This window comes from Micromonospora sp. WMMD956, from assembly GCF_029626125.1.
GTDB classification, from domain to species: Bacteria; Actinomycetota; Actinomycetes; order Mycobacteriales; family Micromonosporaceae; genus Micromonospora; species Micromonospora carbonacea.
The window spans coordinates 5153309-5171300 of record NZ_JARUBI010000005.1 but is presented as its reverse complement, the minus strand read 5'-3'; the positions used below and the strand labels follow the sequence as shown (position 1 = coordinate 5171300).

General features: G+C 76.7%; 1 protein-coding gene (only partly in view). It reads right to left on the bottom strand.

Features of this window, described 5'->3' with window-relative positions; all coding sequences use genetic code 11:
* Positions 1-17981, bottom strand: the 5' portion of a protein-coding gene (locus O7628_RS23060; protein WP_278133570.1) for a type I polyketide synthase. 12049 nt of this gene lie to the left of the window's left edge; the window shows 17981 of its 30030 coding nt (coding positions 1-17981); the start codon lies at positions 17979-17981; the stop codon falls past the left edge of the window.
* Positions 17982-17992: the final 11 nt, after the last annotated feature.

The window sequence follows — 17992 nt, the reverse complement described above, 5'->3', positions numbered from 1 at the left end:
TGGAACGCGTACGTCGGCAGGTCGACCCGCGCCGGGCCGCTGCCGGCGAACCACTGCCGCCAGGTCACGGGCACCCCGTGGACGTGCAGCTCGGCCAGCGCGGCGAGCAGCGCCCGCGCGGCGGGCCGGTCGCGGCGCTGGGCGGCAACGGCGCGCACGCCCTCCTCGCCGGCCAGCACGTCGGCGGCCAGGGCCGTGAGGACGCTCTGCGGCCCGATCTCCAGGAACGTGTCGACACCGGCGGCGCGCAGCGCGGCGACCCCGTCGGCGAACCGCACGGCCTCGCGGACGTGCCGCACCCAGTAGTCCGGCGTGCGGATCTCGTCGGCCTCGGCCAGGGCCCCGGTCACGTTCGAGACCACCGGCACCAGCGGCGCAGCGAAGGCGAGGCCGTCGAGGACGGCCCGGAACTCGGCCAGCATCGGCTCCATCAACGGGCTGTGGAACGCGTGACTCACCGCCAGCCGGCGGGTACGCACACCCCTGCCCTGCCACTCCCGCTCCAGGTCGTCGAGGACGTCGGCGGCACCCGACACGACCACGGCCGACGGTCCGTTCACCGCCGCGATCCCGACCCGGTCGCCCCGTCCACCGAGCGAGGCCAGCCCGTCCAGCGAGGCGAGCACCTCGGCCTCCGGCGCGGCCACCGCCAGCATCCCGCCGCCAGCGGGCAGGGACTGCATCAGCCGGCCCCGCGCCCCGACGAGGGTGCACGCGTCCGTCAGCGACAACACCCCCGCCACGTGCGCGGCCGTGATCTCACCGATCGAATGCCCACCCACGAAGTCCGGCACGATCCCGAACGACTCCACGAGCCGGAACAGCGCCACCTCGACGGCGAACAGACCGGCCTGCGTGAACACCGTCTGGTCCAACAGGTCGGCGTCGCCGGTGCCCGCATCGGCGAACAACACGGACTTCAGCGGCTGCGGCAGCAGCGGATCCAGGTGCGTGCACACCTCGTCCAACGCGGCGGCGAACACCGGGAACGCCCCGTACAGCTCCCGGCCCATCCCGGCACGCTGCGCGCCCTGGCCCGAGAACAGCAGGGCCAACTGCCCCCGCTGCTCCGCGGCCCCGACCACCACGGCGCCCGACGGCTCACCGGTGGCCAGAGCCCGCAGGGCAGCCAGCAGATCGTCCCGGCCCTCGGCGACCACCGCCGCGCGCTGCTCCAACGCCGGGCGCGTCGTCACCGACGACCACGCCACGTCCAGCGCGGCAAGCGACCCGTCACCGGTCAACCACCGGGCCCACCGACCCGCCTGACCAGCCAACGCCGCATCCGTGCGGGCCGACAGCAGCACCGGCACCACCGGCGGCGTCACCCGCTCCACCACCACACCCTCGACAACCTCCACCGGAGGCTGCTCGATGATCACATGCGCATTCGTCCCCGAGATCCCGAACGACGACACCGCCGCCCGACGCGGCCGGTTGACGACCGGCCACGGCGTCGCCTCAGTCGCCAGCACAACCGCACCCGCAGCCCAATCGACATGCGGGGACGGCTCATCCACGTGCAGGGTCGACGGCACCACCCCATGCCGCATCGCCAACACCATCTTGATGATCCCGGCGACACCAGCCGCCGCCTGCGTGTGCCCGATGTTCGACTTGACCGACCCGAGCAGCAGCGGGGTCTCACGGTCCTGGCCGTAGGTGGCCAGCAGCGCCTGCGCCTCGATCGGATCACCCAGCGTCGTGCCCGTGCCATGCGCCTCGACCGCGTCCACATCAGCCGGGGTCAGCCGCGCGTTGGCCAGAGCCTGCCGGATCACCCGCTGCTGCGAGGGGCCGTTCGGGGCGGTGAGGCCGTTCGACGCACCGTCCTGGTTGACGGCCGTACCCCGCACCACGGCGAGGACCCGCCGGCCGTCCCGCTGCGCGTCGGAGAGCCGCTGCACCAGCAGCATGCCCACGCCCTCCGACCAGCCCGTCCCGTCCGCCGACGCGGCGAACGACTTGCACCGGCCATCCTGCGACAGCCCGCGCTGCCGGGAGAACTCCACGAACGTGCCCGGGGTGGCCATCACCGTCACGCCACCGGCCAGGGCCAGGTCACACTCCCCCGACCGCAGCGCCTGCGCCGCCAGGTGCAGCGCGACCAGCGACGACGAGCACGCCGTGTCCACGGTCACCGCCGGCCCCTCCAGGCCGAACGTGTACGCCACCCGACCCGACAGCACACTGCCCGACGTGCCCGTACCCACGTAGCCCTCGGTGTCCGGCGGCAGGTCGGCCAGTCGGGAGGCGTAGTCGTGGTACATGACGCCGGCGAAGACGCCGGTGCGGCTGCCCCGCACCCGCGCGGGGTCGACCCCGGCGGACTCGAACGTCTCCCACGACGCCTCCAGCAGCAACCGCTGCTGCGGATCCATCGCGATCGCCTCACGCGGCGAGATCCCGAAGAACGCCGGGTCGAACTCGGCCGCCCCGGCGAGGAAACCGCCGTGCCGGGTGTACGAGGTGCCGCTGCGGTCCGGGTCGGGGTCGAACAGGGTGTCGAGGTCCCAGCCCCGGTCGGCGGGGAACTCGGAGATCCCGTCCCCACCGTCGGCCAGCAACGCCCACAGGTCGTCCGGGCTGGCGACCCCACCCGGATAACGGCAGGCCATGCCCACGATCGCGATCGGCTCGTCGACGCCGGTGACGGCGCGGGCCGCCCCCCGGCGGTCGGTGAGCTGGCCGGATACCTGCTCGTAGAGGTGCTCGGCGAGCACGGCGGGGGTCGGGTAGTCGAACACCAGCGTCGAGGCCAACCGCAGCCCCGTCGCCGCGTTGACCCGGTTACGCAGGTCCACCGCCGTCAACGAGTCGAACCCCAGCTCCCGGAACGCCCGGTCCGCCGGCACCGCCTCCGCACCACCGTGCCCCAACACCTGCGCCACCAGGCCCCGCACCAGCAGGTCGATCTGGGCGCGGGCCTCGTCGGGGTCCAGCCCGGCGAGTTGGTCGGCCCAGTCCCCGCCGCCGCCCTGGCCGGCCTGTCGGCGGGTGGTCGTCGTGCCGACGAGGGCGCGCAGCACCGCCGGGACCGGGCCGCCCGCGCCGAGGGCGGCCCGCATGGCCGGCACGTCGAGCACGGCCGGCACCAGGGCGGGGCGTCCGGCCGCGAGGGCCGCGTCGAACAGCTCCAGACCGGTGGCCGCGCTCATCGGCGTCAGACCCGCCCGCGCCGACCGCGCCCGATCCGCGTCACCGAGCAACGCCGCCATCCCGTCGGTGTCCCACATGCCCCACGCCAAGGACACCGCCGGCAGACTAGCCCCCCGCCGGAACGCCGCGAGCCCGTCCAGGAACGCGTTCCCCGCCGCATACGCGGCCTGACCCGGCGAACCGAGCACCCCCGCGATCGACGAGAACACCACGAACAGGTCCAGGTCGAGGCCGGCGGTGGCCTCGTGCAGGTGCCACGCCGCGTCCACCTTCGGCGCGAGGACCCGGGCCAGCCGGTCGGCGTCGATGCCGGTGACCACCGCATCGTCGAGCACCCCGGCCGTGTGCACCACCCCGGCCAGCCGACCACCGTCGGCGGTGAGCCGCCCGACCAGGGCGCGCACGGCCTCGGCATCCGTCACGTCGCAGGCTGCCACCTCCACCGACGCGCCCAGCCCCGACAGCCGCTCGACCACGGCGTCCGCGCCGGCAGCGGCGGTGCCCCGACGCGACACCAACACCAACGACCGCACCCCGTGCACCGACACCAGATGCTCCGCGACCAGAGCGCCCAACGCGCCCGTACCACCGGTCACCAGCACCGCACCGTCGCCGACAGCGACGGGGGTGTCCGTGGCCGACGCGCGCACCAGACGCGGCACCCACACCCCGCCCGAACGCACCGCCACCTGACCACCCACGCCCGCGTCGTCGGCGACCCGGGCGAGCAGGCCCAGGGCGTGCGCGTCGAGGTCGCCGTCGACGTCGGCGAGGACGATGCGGCCCGGGTGCTCGGTCTGCGCCGAGCGGAGCAGGCCCCACACGGCGGATCCGGCGAGGTCCACGACGGGATCGTCCGGCCCGGCGGCCACCGCGCCCCGGGTGACGACGACGAGCCGCGTGTCGGCGAGCGCGTCGGCGGCCAGCCACGCCTGGGTGGCCGCGAGGATGCCGCTGGTGACCGCCTTTGCCGCCTCGGGAACGGCGGCGTCGGGGGCGGCGACCGGCAGCACGAGGGCGCGCGGGGCGTCGGCCCCTGCGGCCACCGCCGCCAGCAGGGCCGCCACGTCGGGGTACGCCGGCAGGCCGGGCAGTGTCGCCGGCAGGTCCCCGCCGGTCAGCAGCGCCCAGCCGGACAACTCGCCGGTCGGGGCGGCCTCGGCGGCCTGCCACACCACCTCGAACAACGACCGCGACGCCGCACCGCCGGCACCGACACCGGTCAACTCCCGCAACACGATCGAGTCCACCGACACCACCGGCGCACCCGACTCGTCCACCGCGACCAGACGGATCTCAGAGCCCGATCGCGTCAACCGCACCCGCAGCACCCGCGCACCCGACGCGTGCACCTGCACACCCGAGAACGCGAACGGCACCCGTGCCGCTGCCGGCCCCTCGTCGGCGAGCAACAGCCCGATCGGGTGCAACGCCGCATCCAGCAACGCCGGATGCACCCCGAACTCCGCCGCGCCCTCGACCTCATCGGGCAGGGCCACCTCGGCGAACACCTCGCCGTCGCCGGCCCACACCCGACGCAGCCCGCGGAACACCGGCCCGTAGACCAGGCCGAGGCCCGCCAGAGCCTCATACCAACCCGACAGATCCACCTCCGGCGCAGCCACCGGCGGCCACGCACCCAGCACCGGCTCCTCGGCCGACACCGGCTCCAGCACACCCTCGGCGTGCCGCACCCACCCGGCGTCACCGTCGGTCTCGGCGTGCACCGCGACGGGCCGGGCACCGGTCGGGTCGGGCGCGCCGACGCGCACCTGGACCCGTACGCCGCCGGTGGCGGGCAGCACGAGCGGCGCGGCGATGGTGAGTTCCCGGAGGCGGGAGACGCCCGCCTCGTCGCCGGCCCGGACGGCCAGCTCCACGAGCGCCGTGCCGGGGACGACGACCGTGTCGGAGACGGTGTGCTCGGCGAGCCACGGGTGGGTGGCGACGGAGAGGCGGCCGGTGAGCACGACCATGTCCTCGCCGGCGACGGTGACGGCTGCGCCGAGCAGGGGGTGCCCGGCCGCGCCGAGGCCGGCGCCGGTGACGTCGCCCGCGCGGGCGCGGCCGATGCCGAGCCAGTACCGCTCGTGCTGGAACGCGTACGTGGGCAGGTCGACGCGCTGCGGGTCGGTGCCGGCGTACCACTGGGTCCAGGTGACGGGCACGCCGTGGACGTGCAGCTCGCCCAGCGCGGCGAGCAGCGCCCGCGCGGCGGGCCGGTCGCGGCGCTGGGCGGCGACGGCGAGCACGCCCTCGTCACCGGCCAGCACGTCGGCGGCCAGGGCCGTGAGGACGCTCTGCGGCCCGACCTCCAGGAACGTGCCCACTCCGGCGGCGCGCAGCGCGGTGACCCCGTCGCCGAAGCGCACCGCCTCCCGCACGTGCCGCACCCAGTAGTCGGCCCGGGTCAGCTCCTGCGGGTCGGCGAGCGCCCCGGTCAGGTTGGACACGACCGGCACCAGCGGCGTACGGAACGCCAGCCCGTCGAGGACGGCCCGGAACTCGGCCAGCATCGGCTCCATCAGCGGGCTGTGGAACGCGTGGCTCACCGCCAACCGGCGCGTCCGCACACCCCGCTCCCGCCAGAGCTGCTCGACCTCGTCGAGGGTCTCGACGGCACCGGAGACGACCACGGACGTGGGCCCGTTCACGGCGGCGATCCCGACGTCGGTGCGACCGGCGATCGAGGCGAGCACGTCGGCCTCGGCGGCGTTGACCGCGAGCATCCCGCCCCCGGCCGGCAACACCTGCATCAGGCGACCCCGGGCGGCCACGAGCTGACACGCATCGGCCAGCGACAACACCCCGGCCACGTGCGCGGCCGTGATCTCACCGACCGAATGCCCACCGACGAAGTCCGGCACCACCCCGAACGACTCCACCAGCCGGAACAGGGCCACCTCGACCGCGAACAGCCCGGCCTGCGTGAACACCGTCTGATCCAGCAACGCCGCCTCGGCGGAGCCTTCCGGAGCGAACAGCACCCCCCGCAGCGGCTGCGGCAGCAACGGATCCAGGTGACCACACACCTCGTCCAACGCGGCGGCGAACACCGGGAACGCCTCCGCCAACTCCCGACCCATCTCGGCACGCTGCGCGCCCTGACCGGAGAAGAGGACGGCGAGCTGGCCCGTGGGGGTGCCGGCGGCGGTGACGACGGTGCCGGACGGGTCACCGGTGGCGAGGGCGCGCAGCCCGGCGAGGAGTTCGTCGCGGTCGGCTGCCGCGAGCACGGCGCGGTGTTCCAGGGTGGCCCGGGTGACGACGGAGGACCAGCCCACGTCGGCGGGGCGGGGGGCCGGGTCGGCGGCGACCCAGCGGGCCCAGCGGTCGGCCTGGGCGGCGAGGGCCGCCTCGGAGCGGGCCGACAGCAGCACGGCCGCCGGCACCGCCGTCGGGTGCGCATCGCTGGAACCGGCGGACTCGTCGCCGGGACCAGCGGGAGTGTCGCCGGGTCGGGCGGGCCGGGGGTCGGCGGGGGGCTGCTCGATGACGACGTGGGCGTTGGTGCCGCTGACGCCGAACGAGGAGATGGCGGCGCGGCGGGGGCGGCCCGTCTCGGGCCAGGGCCGGGCCTCGGTGGCCAGTTCGACGGCGCCGGCCGTCCAGTCGATGTGCGGGGACGGCTCGTCGACGTGCAGGGTGCGGGGGACCACCCCGTGCCGCATCGCCATGATCATCTTGATGATGCCGGCGGCCCCGGCGGCGGCCTGGGTGTGGCCGATGTTCGACTTGATCGAGCCGAGCAGCAGCGGCCGGTCGACCGGCCGGTCCTGCCCGTAGGTGGCCAGCAGCGCCTGCGCCTCGATCGGATCGCCGAGGGTCGTGCCGGTGCCGTGCGCCTCGACCGCGTCCACGTCCGCCGGCGACAGCCGCGCGTTGGCGAGAGCCTGCCGGATCACCCGCTGCTGCGAGGGGCCGTTCGGGGCGGTGAGGCCGTTCGACGCACCGTCCTGGTTGACGGCCGTACCCCGCACCACGGCGAGGATCCGCCGGCCGTCCCGGCGCGCGTCGGAGAGCCGCTGCACCAGCAGCATGCCCACGCCCTCCGACCAGCCCGTCCCGTCCGCCGACGCGGCGAACGACTTGCACCGCCCGTCGGCCGACAAACCCCGCTGCCGGGAGAACTCCACGAACGTCCCCGGGGTGGCCATCACCGTCACGCCACCGGCCAGGGCCAGGTCACACTCCCCCGACCGCAGCGCCTGCACGGCCAGGTGCAGGGCCACCAGCGACGACGAGCACGCGGTGTCCACGGTGACCGCCGGCCCCTCCAGGCCGAACGTGTAGGCGACGCGTCCGGAGACGACGCTGCCCGAGTTGCCGGTGCCGATGTAGCCCTCCAGGCCCTCGGGCAGCTCCTGCACCTGGGAGGCGTAGTCGTGGTACATCAGGCCGGCGAAGACGCCGGTGCGGCTGCCCCGCACCCGCGCCGGGTCGAGGCCGGCGGACTCGAACGTCTCCCACGACGCCTCCAGCAGCAACCGCTGCTGCGGATCCATCGCGACGGCCTCCCGGGGCGAGATCCCGAAGAACGCCGGGTCGAAGTCCGCCGCCCCGGCGAGGAAACCGCCGTGCCGGGCGTAGGAGGTGCCGGGGTGGTCGGGGTCGGGGTGGAAGAGGGACTCCAGGTCCCAGCCCCGGTCGGCGGGGAACTCGGAGATCCCGTCCCCACCGTCGGCCAGCAGCGCCCACAGGTCGTCGGGACTGGCGACCCCACCCGGGTAACGGCAGGCCATGCCCACGATCGCGATCGGCTCGTCGCCGCCGCCGGTGGCGGCGACCGCCTCGGGCCGGTCGGCGGTCGCCCCGGTGAGCTGCTCGTGCACGTGCGCGGCGAGGGCCGCCGGGGTCGGGTAGTCGAACACCAGCGTCGACGCCAACCGCAGCCCCGTCGCCGCGTTGACCCGGTTACGCAGGTCCACCGCCGTCAACGAGTCGAAACCCAACTCCCGGAACGCCCGATCCGCCGGCACCGCCTCCGCACCACCGTGCCCCAACACCTGCGCCACCAGGCCCCGCACCAGCACGTCCACCTGGGCGCGGGCCTCGTCGGGGGCGAGCGCGGCGAGGCGCTGGGCCCAGCCGCCGGCCGCGCCGCCGCCGGCCTGCCGCCGGGCGGTCACGGTGCCGACGAGGGCGCGCAGCATCGGCGGTACGCCGGTGGCGGTGGCCGCCGCGCGCAGCGCCGGCACGTCGACGACGGCGGGGACGAGCGCGGCGGCGTCGGTGGCGACGGCGGCGTCGAACAGGGCGACGCCGACGGGCCCGTCGATCAGGCCGAGGCCGGAGCGGGTGACCCGGGACCGGTCGGCGGCGCTGAGGGTGGCGGCCATGCCGTCGGTGTCCCACATGCCCCAGGCCAGGGAGTGCGCGGTCAGGCCCCGGGCGCGGCGGTGGGCGGCGAGCGCGTCGAGGAAGTGGTTGGCGGCGGCGTACGCGCCCTGGCCCGGGGAGCCGAGGACCCCGGCGATGGAGGAGAACACCACGAACAGGTCCAGGTCGAGGCCGGCGGTGGCCTCGTGCAGGTGCCACGCCGCGTCGACCTTCGGCGCGAGGACCCGGGCCAGCCGGTCGGCGTCGATGCCGGTGACCACCGCGTCGTCGAGCACCCCGGCCGTGTGCACCACCCCGGCCAGCCGACCACCGTCGGCGGTGAGCCGCCCGACCAGGGCGCGCACCGCGTCGGGGTCGGTGACGTCGCAGGCGAGCACGTCGACCCGCGCGCCGAGGGCGGTCAGCTCGGCGGCGAGGTCGGCCGCACCGTCGGCGGCGGGGCCGCGCCGGCTGACCAACGCGAGGGAGTCCACGCCCCGGTCGGTGACGAGGTGCCGGGAGAGCAGTGCGCCGAGGGCGCCGGTGCCGCCGGTGACCAGGACGGTGCCGCCGAGGGGACGTCGGGCGGGCGCGGGTGGGGTGTCGGCGCGTACCAGACGGGGGGTGAGGATCGTGTCGGCGCGGACGGCGAGCTGCGCGGCGGCCGGGTCGTCGGCGGCGGCGGCGAGCAGCGCGACGGCGGGCGCGTCGAGGTCCCGGTCCAGGTCGGCCAGGACGATCCGGCCGGGGTGCTCGGACTGGGCGGCGCGCAGCAGGCCCCACACGGCCGCGCCGGTCAGCTCGTCGGCGGGGTCGGCGTCGGTGGCCCGGACCGCGCCCCGGGTGACCACCGCGAGGCGGGTGTCGGCGAGGGCGTCGGCGGCGAGCCACGCCTGGACGGCGGCGAGCACGGCGGCGGTGCCGGCCCGCACGGCGGCGGGCAGCGCGTCGGCGGGCAGGCCGGCGGGCGTGGCGGGCACGGGCAGCAGGACCAGCGGGGGTACGTCGGCGGCGGCCAGCTCGGCGACGCCCGGGTGGGCGGGGACGCCGGGCAGCGCGGGCGTGGCGGGGCCGAGCAGGGCGGCGCGGGGCGCGTCGGCGGGGGCGAGCGGCTCGGGCCGCCAGTCGACGCGGAACAGCGACCGGGCGGCGAGGGTGGCCGCCGACGGGTCGCCGCCGGTCATCTCGCGCAGGACGAGGGAGTCGACGGTGACCACGGGCCGGTCGGTGTCGTCGACGGCGAGCAGCCGCACGGCGGTGCCGGCGCGGGTGAGCCGGACGCGGAGGGTGTCCGCGCCGACGGCGTGCACCTGGACGCCCGCGAACGCGAACGGGGCCTTGGGGCCGGTGGTGCCGTCGCCGGGCAGCAGGGCGGTGGGGTGCAGGGCGGCGTCGAACAGGGCGGGGTGCACGCCGAAGCCGGCGCTGCCGTCGGCGGTCGCGGCGGGCAGGGTCACCTCGGCGTAGACGGTGTCGTCGCCGGCCGTCCAGGCGCGGCGCAGGCCCTGGAACACCGGCCCGTAGGTCATGCCGTGGCCGGCGAGGGCGTCGTACCAGCCGGCGAGGTCGGCCTCGACGGCGTCGGCGGGCGGCCACGCGCCGAGGCCGGCGTCGGCGGTGGGCTCGACGGCGGTGAGCAGGCCCTCGGCGTGCCGCACCCAGTCGCCGTCGGGGTCGTGGTCGGGCTGGCTGTGCACGGTGACGGCCCGCCCGCCGACGCCGTCGCGGGGGCCGACGCGGACCTGGACGCGCACCGCGCCCTGGGCGGGGAGCACGAGCGGGGCGGCGATGGTCAGCTCCGCCACCCGGCAGGGGCCGAACTCGTCGCCGGCGCGCAGCGCCAGCTCGACGAGCGCGGTGCCGGGGACTACGACCGCGCCGGCGACCACGTGGTCGGCCAGCCACGGCTGGGCGGCGACGGAGAGCCGGCCGGTGAGCACGGCCGCGTCCTCGCCGGCCAGCCGGACGGCGGCGGCGAGCAGCGGGTGCCCGGCCGCGCCGAGGCCCGCCCCGGAGACGTCGGAGGCGCGGCCGGCGGGCCGCAGCCAGAAGCGTTCCCGCGCGAACGCGTACGTCGGCAGGTCGACCCGGGTCGGGGCGGCGTCGGCGAGCAGCGGGGCCCAGTCGACGCGTGCTCCGGCGGCGTGCAGCTCGGCGAGGGCGGCGAGCAGGGCGCGGGGCTCGGCGCGGTCGCGGCGCTGGGCCGGCACGGCGAGCAGGTCGTCGTCGCCGGTCAGGGCGTCGCGGACCAGGGCGGTGAGCACCGCGCCGGGGCCGATCTCGACGAACGTGTCCGCCCCCGCGGCGCGCAGCGCGGCGACCCCGTCGGCGAACCGGACGGCCTCGCGGACGTGCCGCACCCAGTAGTCGGCGGTGCGCAGGTCGTCGCCGTCGGCGAGCGCCCCGGTCACGTTCGACACGACCGGCACCAGCGGCGCGGCGAACGACAGCGTCTCCAGGGTCGCCCGGAACTCGGCCAGCATCGGCTCCATCAACGGGCTGTGGAACGCGTGGCTCACCGTGAGCCGGCGCGTCCGGACGCCCCGGTCCCGCCACACCCGCTCGATCTCGTCGAGGGCCCCGACGGCACCGGAGACGACCACAGCCGACGGGCCGTTGACCGCCGCGATCCCCACCTCGACGCGGCCGGCGATCGACTCCGCCACCTCGGCCTCGGCCGCGTTGACCGCGAGCATCCCGCCCCCGGCCGGCAACGCCTGCATCAACCGACCCCGCGCCGCAACAAGGGCACACGCGTCCGCCAGCGACAACACCCCCGCCACGTGCGCGGCCGTGATCTCGCCGACCGAGTGGCCGCCCACGAAGTCGGGCACCACCCCGAACGACTCGACCAGACGGAACAGCGCCACCTCGACCGCGAACAGGCCCGCCTGCGTGAACACCGTCTGGTCCAACAGGTCGGCGTCGCCGGTGCCCGCATCGGCGAACAACACCGACTTCAGCGGCTGCGGCAGCAGCGGATCCAGGTGCGTGCACACCTCGTCCAACGCGGCGGCGAACACCGGGAACGCCCCGTACAGCTCCCGACCCATCCCGGCACGCTGCGCGCCCTGACCGGAGAAGAGCAGGGCGACGGGGCCCCGGTCGGCGGCGCGACCGGTGACGACGGCGTCGGTGGGCTCGCCGTCGGCGAGGGCGGTCAGGGCGGCGGCCAGCTCGGCGTGGTCGGCGGCGAGGAGCACCGCGCGGTGCTCCAGGGCGGTGCGGGCGACGAGCGACGTCCAGCCGACGTCGGCCAGCCGGGGCAGGTCGCCGCCGGTGGCCCCGTCGGCCCAGCGGCGGGCCCAGCGGGCGGCCTGGCGGGTCAGGCCGCCCTCGCCCCGGGCGGAGAGCAGCACCGGCACCAGCGGCGGGGCGGGCGGCCCGGCGGCGTCGCCGTGCGGCCGGTCGGCGGCCCCGCCGTCCCGCCGCTGCGCGGTTTCGCCGGGCGGCTGCCCGGCGGTCGCGTCGTCGGCCACCGGCGCGGGCGGCTGCTCGATGATCACGTGGGCGTTGGTGCCGCTGACCCCGAACGACGAGACGGCGGCGCGGCGCGGCCGGTCCACCTGCGGCCACGGCCGGGCCTCGGTGAGCAGCTCGACCGCGCCGGCCGTCCAGTCGACGTGCGGGGTGGGCTCGTCGACGTGCAGGGTCGCCGGCAGGGTGCCGTGCCGCAGCGCCTGCACCATCTTGATCACCCCGGCGACGCCGGCGGCGGCCTGGGTGTGGCCGATGTTCGACTTGATGGAGCCCAGCCACAGCGGCTGGTCGGCGGGGCGGTCCTGCCCGTACGTGGCCAGCAGCGCCTGCGCCTCGATCGGGTCGCCGAGGGTGGTGGCGGTGCCGTGCGCCTCGACGGCGTCCACGTCGGCGGTGGTGAGGCCCGCGTTGGCGAGGGCGGCGCGGATGACGCGCTGCTGCGACGGCCCGTTCGGGGCGGTGAGCCCGTTGGACGCGCCGTCCTGGTTGACGGCGGAGCCGCGCACGACGGCGAGGATGCGGTGGCCGCGCCGCTGGGCGTCGCTGAGGCGTTCGACGAGGAGGACGCCGACGCCCTCGCCCCAGCCGGTGCCGTCGGCGGCGGCGGCGAAGGAACGGCACCGCCCGTCGGCGGCGAGGCCGCCCTGCCGGGTGAACTCGACGAACGCGCCGGGGGTGACCATGACGGTCACGCCGCCGGCCACGGCGAGGTCGCACTCGCCCTGCCGCAGCGACTGCACGGCCAGGTGCAGGGCCACCAGCGACGACGAGCAGGCCGTGTCGACGGTGACGGCCGGGCCCTCCAGGCCGAACGTGTAGGAGACGCGGCCGGAGATGACGCTGTGCGCGCCGCCGGTGAGCCGGTAGCCGTCCAGGTCGGGGGTCTCGTCGCCGGTGCCGTAGCCGGACGGGGACGCGCCGACGAACACGCCGGTGGGGGTGCCGTGCAGGCTGTCGGGGGTGACACCGGCCTGCTCGAACGCCTCCCAGGTGGCCTCCAGCAGCAGCCGCTGCTGCGGGTCCATCGCGAGGGCCTCGCGTGGGGAGATGCCGAAGAAGACGGGGTCGAAGTCGGTGGCACCGTCGAGGAACCCGCCGTGCCGGGTGGAGGAGCGGCCGGGCGCGTCGGGGTCGGCGGCGAGGAGCCGGTCGAGGTCCCAGTGCCGGTCGGGGGCGAACTCGGTGATGCCGTCGCGGCCGGAGGCGACGAGGTCCCACAGCCCGTCGGGGTCGCTGACGCCGCCCGGGTAGCGGCAGCTCATGCCGACGATGGCGATGGGCTCGTCGGCGGTGGCCGGGCCGGTGCCGCCGGCGGAGTCGTCGGCGGCGGGCGCGTCGTCGTCGAGCCGCAGCAGGGCGGCCAGGTGCCCGGCGAGGGCGGCCGGGTTGGGGTAGTCGAAGATGAGGGTGGTGGGCAGGGCCAGCCCGGTCGCGGCGGTGAGCTGGTTGCGCAGCTCCACGGCGGTCAGCGAGTCGAAGCCCAGCTCCTTGAACGCCCGCTTCGGCTTGACCGCGTCGGTGCCGCTGTGGCCGAGGACGGCGGCGGCGTGGCCGCGTACCAGGTCGGTGAGCTGCCGGTCGCGTTCGGCGCGGGTCACGGCGGCCAGGTCGCGGCGCAGGGCGGCGGCGTGGTCGGTGCCGCCGTCGGCGGGGCGGGCGGCGAGGGCGTCGCGGGCCTCGGCGATGTCGTCGAGCAGTGGGCGGGGCCGGGCGGACGCGTACGCGGGGGCGAAGTGCTCCCAGGCGACGTCGGCGACGACGAGGCAGGTCTCGCCGTGCTCGACGGCGCGGCGCAGGGCGAGCAGCGCGGCGGCCGGCTGCATCGGGTTGAGGCCGCGCCGGCTGAGCAGCCGCTGCGCCTCCTCGGTGGTGGCCATGCCGCCCTCGGCCCAGGCACCCCAGGAGACGGAGGTGGCGGCGAGTCCCCGGGCGCGGCGCTGCTCGGCGAGCGCGTCGAGGTACGCGTTCGCGGCCGCGTACGCGCCCTGGCCGCCGCTGCCCCACACGCCGGAGATGGAGGCGAACGTGACGAACGCGTCGAGCTGCCGGTCGCCGAGCAGCTCGTCGAGGTGCGCCGCACCGGCGACCTTGCCGGCCAGGACGTGTTCGAGGACGTCGAGGTCGGTGTCGACGAGGGCGGTGAGCTGGGTGATGCCGGCGGCGTGCAGCACGGCGGTGAGCGGGGCGACGTCGTCGAGGCCGGCGACGAGGGCGGCGACCTGCTCGCGGTCGGCCATGTCGCAGGCGGCGACGGTGACCCGTACGCCGGTGGCGGTCAGCTCGTCGGCCAGCGCGGCCGCGCCGTCGGCGGCGAGTCCCCGGCGGCTGGTGAGCACCAGGTGTTCGGCGCCGTTGGCGGCGAGCCAGCGGGCGGCCTGCGCGCCGATCGCGCCGGTGCCGCCGGTGACGAGGACGGTGCCGCGCGGCTGCCACGACGTGACCGGGCCGGTGGTGCGGGTGGCGGCGCGGGCGAGGCGGCGCACGAACGTGCCGTAGGGGCGGACGGCGAACTGGTCCTCATCGCCGCCGCCGGCCAGGATGCGGGCGACCTCGGCCCAGCAGGCGGCGTCGGGCGCGGCGGGCAGGTCGACGAGGCCGCCCCACTGGCCGGGGTGTTCCAGGCCGACGACCCGGGCGAGGCCCCACAGGGCGTGCTGGGCGGCGCTGGCCACCGGCTCGGCCGGGTCGGTGCCGACGCCGCCGACGGTGAGGCACCACAGCGGGGCGGGCACGTCGGCGTCCCGCAGCGCCTGCACCAGGCGGGTGGTGGCGACCAGGCCGGTGGGGACGGCGGGGTGGCCCGGGTACCGGTCGTCGGCGAGGCCGAGCAGCGACACCACGCCGGCCAGGGGCGCGTCCCGGTGGTCGGCGAGCGCGGCGGCCAGGTCCTCGCGGGTGGCCCCGGCGGGGTCGACGGCGACGCGGCGCACCCGCCGGCCGTCGGCGGCGGCTTCGAGGGCGTCCACCCAGCCGGCCACGGTGGCGTCGCCGGCCGGCAGGACCACGAGCAGGTCGCCGGCCACCGTCGGGCCGGCGGGCGGGCCGGCCGGCTTCCAGACGATCCGGTACGACCAGCCGTCGAGCACGGCCCGCTGCAACCGGGCCTTCCGCCAGGACGACAGCACGGGCAGCGCCGGGGCGAGCACCTCCAGGTCGGCGGGCGCGCCGTCGAGCTGGGCGGCGAGGGCGGCCACGTCGGAGCGTTCGACGGCCGACCAGAACTCGACGTCGACGACGTCGGGGCTGACCGGGCCGGCGGCGGTGGCGGCGGCCGTCCGCTCGGGCCAGTAGCGCTGCCGCTGGAACGCGTACGTGGGCAGGTCGACCAGGACGTCGGCGGGGGCGAGGACGCGGCGCAGGTCGACGGCGAGGCCGTGGGCGTGGGCGGCGGCGAGGCTGGTGAGCAGCCGGCCGGCGGCGTCCTCGCCGCGGCGCAGGGTGGCCAGGGCCCGGCCGGCGGTGCCGGTGTCGTCGAGGACCGCGGTGAGCGACATGCTCAGCACCGGGTGCGGGGAGACCTCGACGAAGTCGGTGTGCCCGGCGTCGACGGCGGTGCGCACGGCGGTGTCGAACAGCACCGGCCGGCGCAGGTTCTCCGCCCAGTAGTCGGCGTCGAGGGCCGCGCCGTCGATCCAGGTGCCGGTGACGGTGGAGAGGATCCGCACGTCGGCGTCGCGGGGCACGACGCCGGCCAGGTCGGCGCGCATCCGGTCGGCGACGGGCTGCACGGCCGGCGAGTGGGAGGCGTAGTCGATGTCGATGAGCCGGGCGCGCACGCCCTGCGCGGCGTACGCGGCGGCGAGGTCGGCGACGGCCTGCGGCGGGCCGGAGACGACGGTGGCGTGGGGCCCGTTGACGACGGAGACGCTCAGCCCGTCGGGGAGCCGCCCGGCGACCTCGGCGGCGGGCAGGTCGACCGCGACCATTCCGCCGGTGCCGGCGATGCCGGCGAGGGCGCGGGCCCGCAGGGCGAGGATCTTGATGGCGTCGGCGAGGGTCAACGCCCCGGCGACGTGGGCGGCGACGATCTCGCCCTGGGAGTGGCCGACGACGGCGCGGGGCGTCAGGCCGGCGTGCCGCCACACCCGGGCCAGGCCGACGCCGACGGCGAACAGGGCCGGCTGGACGACCTCGGTGCGGGTCAGCCACGAGTCGTCGTCGCCGGTGAGGACGGCGACCAGGTCGACGTCGAGCCAGCGGTCGAACTCGGCCTGGCACTCGGCGAGGGCCTCGTCGAAGACGGGGCAGACGCCGATCAGGCCGGCGGCCATCGAGACGTACTGGGCGCCCTGGCCGGGGAAGACCCAGACGGGCCCCTCGCCGGGTTCGCCGGCCACGCCGGTGACGACGGTCCCGGCGGGGGTGCCGGCGGCGAGGGCGTCGAGGCCGGCGAGGAGCTGCGCCGGGTCGGCGGCGACGACGGCGGCCCGGTGCTCGAACTCGGAACGGGTGGCGGCGAGGGACCAGGCGAGCCGGGCCGGGTCGAGGCCGGCGCGGGCGCGGACGTAGCGGGCGAGGCGGGCGGCCTGGGCGCGCAGGGCCGCCGTGGACCGGGCGGACAGCGCCCACACGGTCGCGGTGGGCGCGGCGAGCAGGCCGGGCCGGTCCTCGGGTGCGCCGGCGGCGGGCGCGGCGTCGGCCTGTTCGAGGATGACGTGGGCGTTGGTGCCGGAGATGCCGAACGAGGAGACGGCGGCCCGGCGCGGGCGGTCCACCTCGGGCCAGGGGCGGGGCTCGGTGAGCAGCGACACCGCCCCGGCCGACCAGTCGATGTGCGGCGACGGGGTGTCGACGTGCAGGGTGGCCGGCAGCAGGCCGTGCCGCATCGCCATGACCATCTTGATGATCCCGGCGATGCCGGCGGCGGACTGGCTGTGCCCGATGTTCGACTTGATCGAGCCGAGCCATAGCGGGTCGCGCCCGTCGCGGTCCCGCCCGTACGTGGCCAGCAGCGCCTGCGCCTCGATCGGGTCGCCCAGGGTGGTGCCGGTGCCGTGCGCCTCGACGGCGTCCACGTCGGCGGGGGTGAGGCGGGCGTTGCTGAGCGCCTGCCGGATGACCCGCTGCTGCGCCGGCCCGTTGGGGGCGGTGAGCCCGTTGGACGCGCCGTCCTGGTTGATCGCGGAGCCGCGCACCACGGCGAGGACGCGGTGACCGTTGCGCTGGGCGTCGGAGAGCCGCTCGACGAGGAGCAGGCCGACGCCCTCGGCCCAGCCGGTGCCGTCGGCGGCGGCGGCGAACGACTTGCACCGCCCGTCGGAGGCGAGGCCGCGCTGCCGGGAGAACCCGACGAACGCGCTGGGGGTGGCCATGACGGTCACGCCGCCGGCGAGGGCCAGGTCGAACTCGCCGGAGCGCAGCGCCTGGCAGGCCAGGTGCAGGGCGACCAGCGACGACGAGCAGGCGGTGTCCACGGTGACCGCCGGCCCCTCCAGGCCCAGCGCGTACGCGATGCGGCCGGAGACGACGCTGGTGGCGGTGCCGGTGAGCAGGTAGCCCTCGTCGGCGCCGTCCGCGCCGCCGTCCTGGCCGACGCCGTAGCCGTTGGCGGCGGTGCCGACGAACACGCCGACCTTCTGCCCGCGCACCGACGACGGGGCGATGCCGGCGGACTCGAACGCCTCCCACGACGTCTCCAGCAGCAGCCGCTGCTGCGGGTCCATGGCGAGGGCCTCGCGGGGGCTGATGCCGAAGAACTCGGCGTCGAACTCGGCCGCCTCGTAGAGGAAGCCGCCCTGCTGGGTGGTGGAGCGGCCGACCCGGCCGGCCTCCGGGTCGTAGAGGTTGTCCAGGTCCCAGCCCCGGTCGGCGGGGAAGCCGCCGATGGCGTCGCCGCCCGCGGCCACCAGGTCCCACAGCTCGTCGGGCGACGACACCCCGCCCGGGTAGCGGCAGGACATCGCCACGATGGCGATCGGCTCCCGGGCCGCCGCCGTGAGCTGCTGGTTGAGCTGCTTGAGCCGGCTGGTCTCCTTGAGGGAAGCCCGAAGCGCCTCGACGACCTTATCTGCAGACGTGGACATCAGTTACTCCG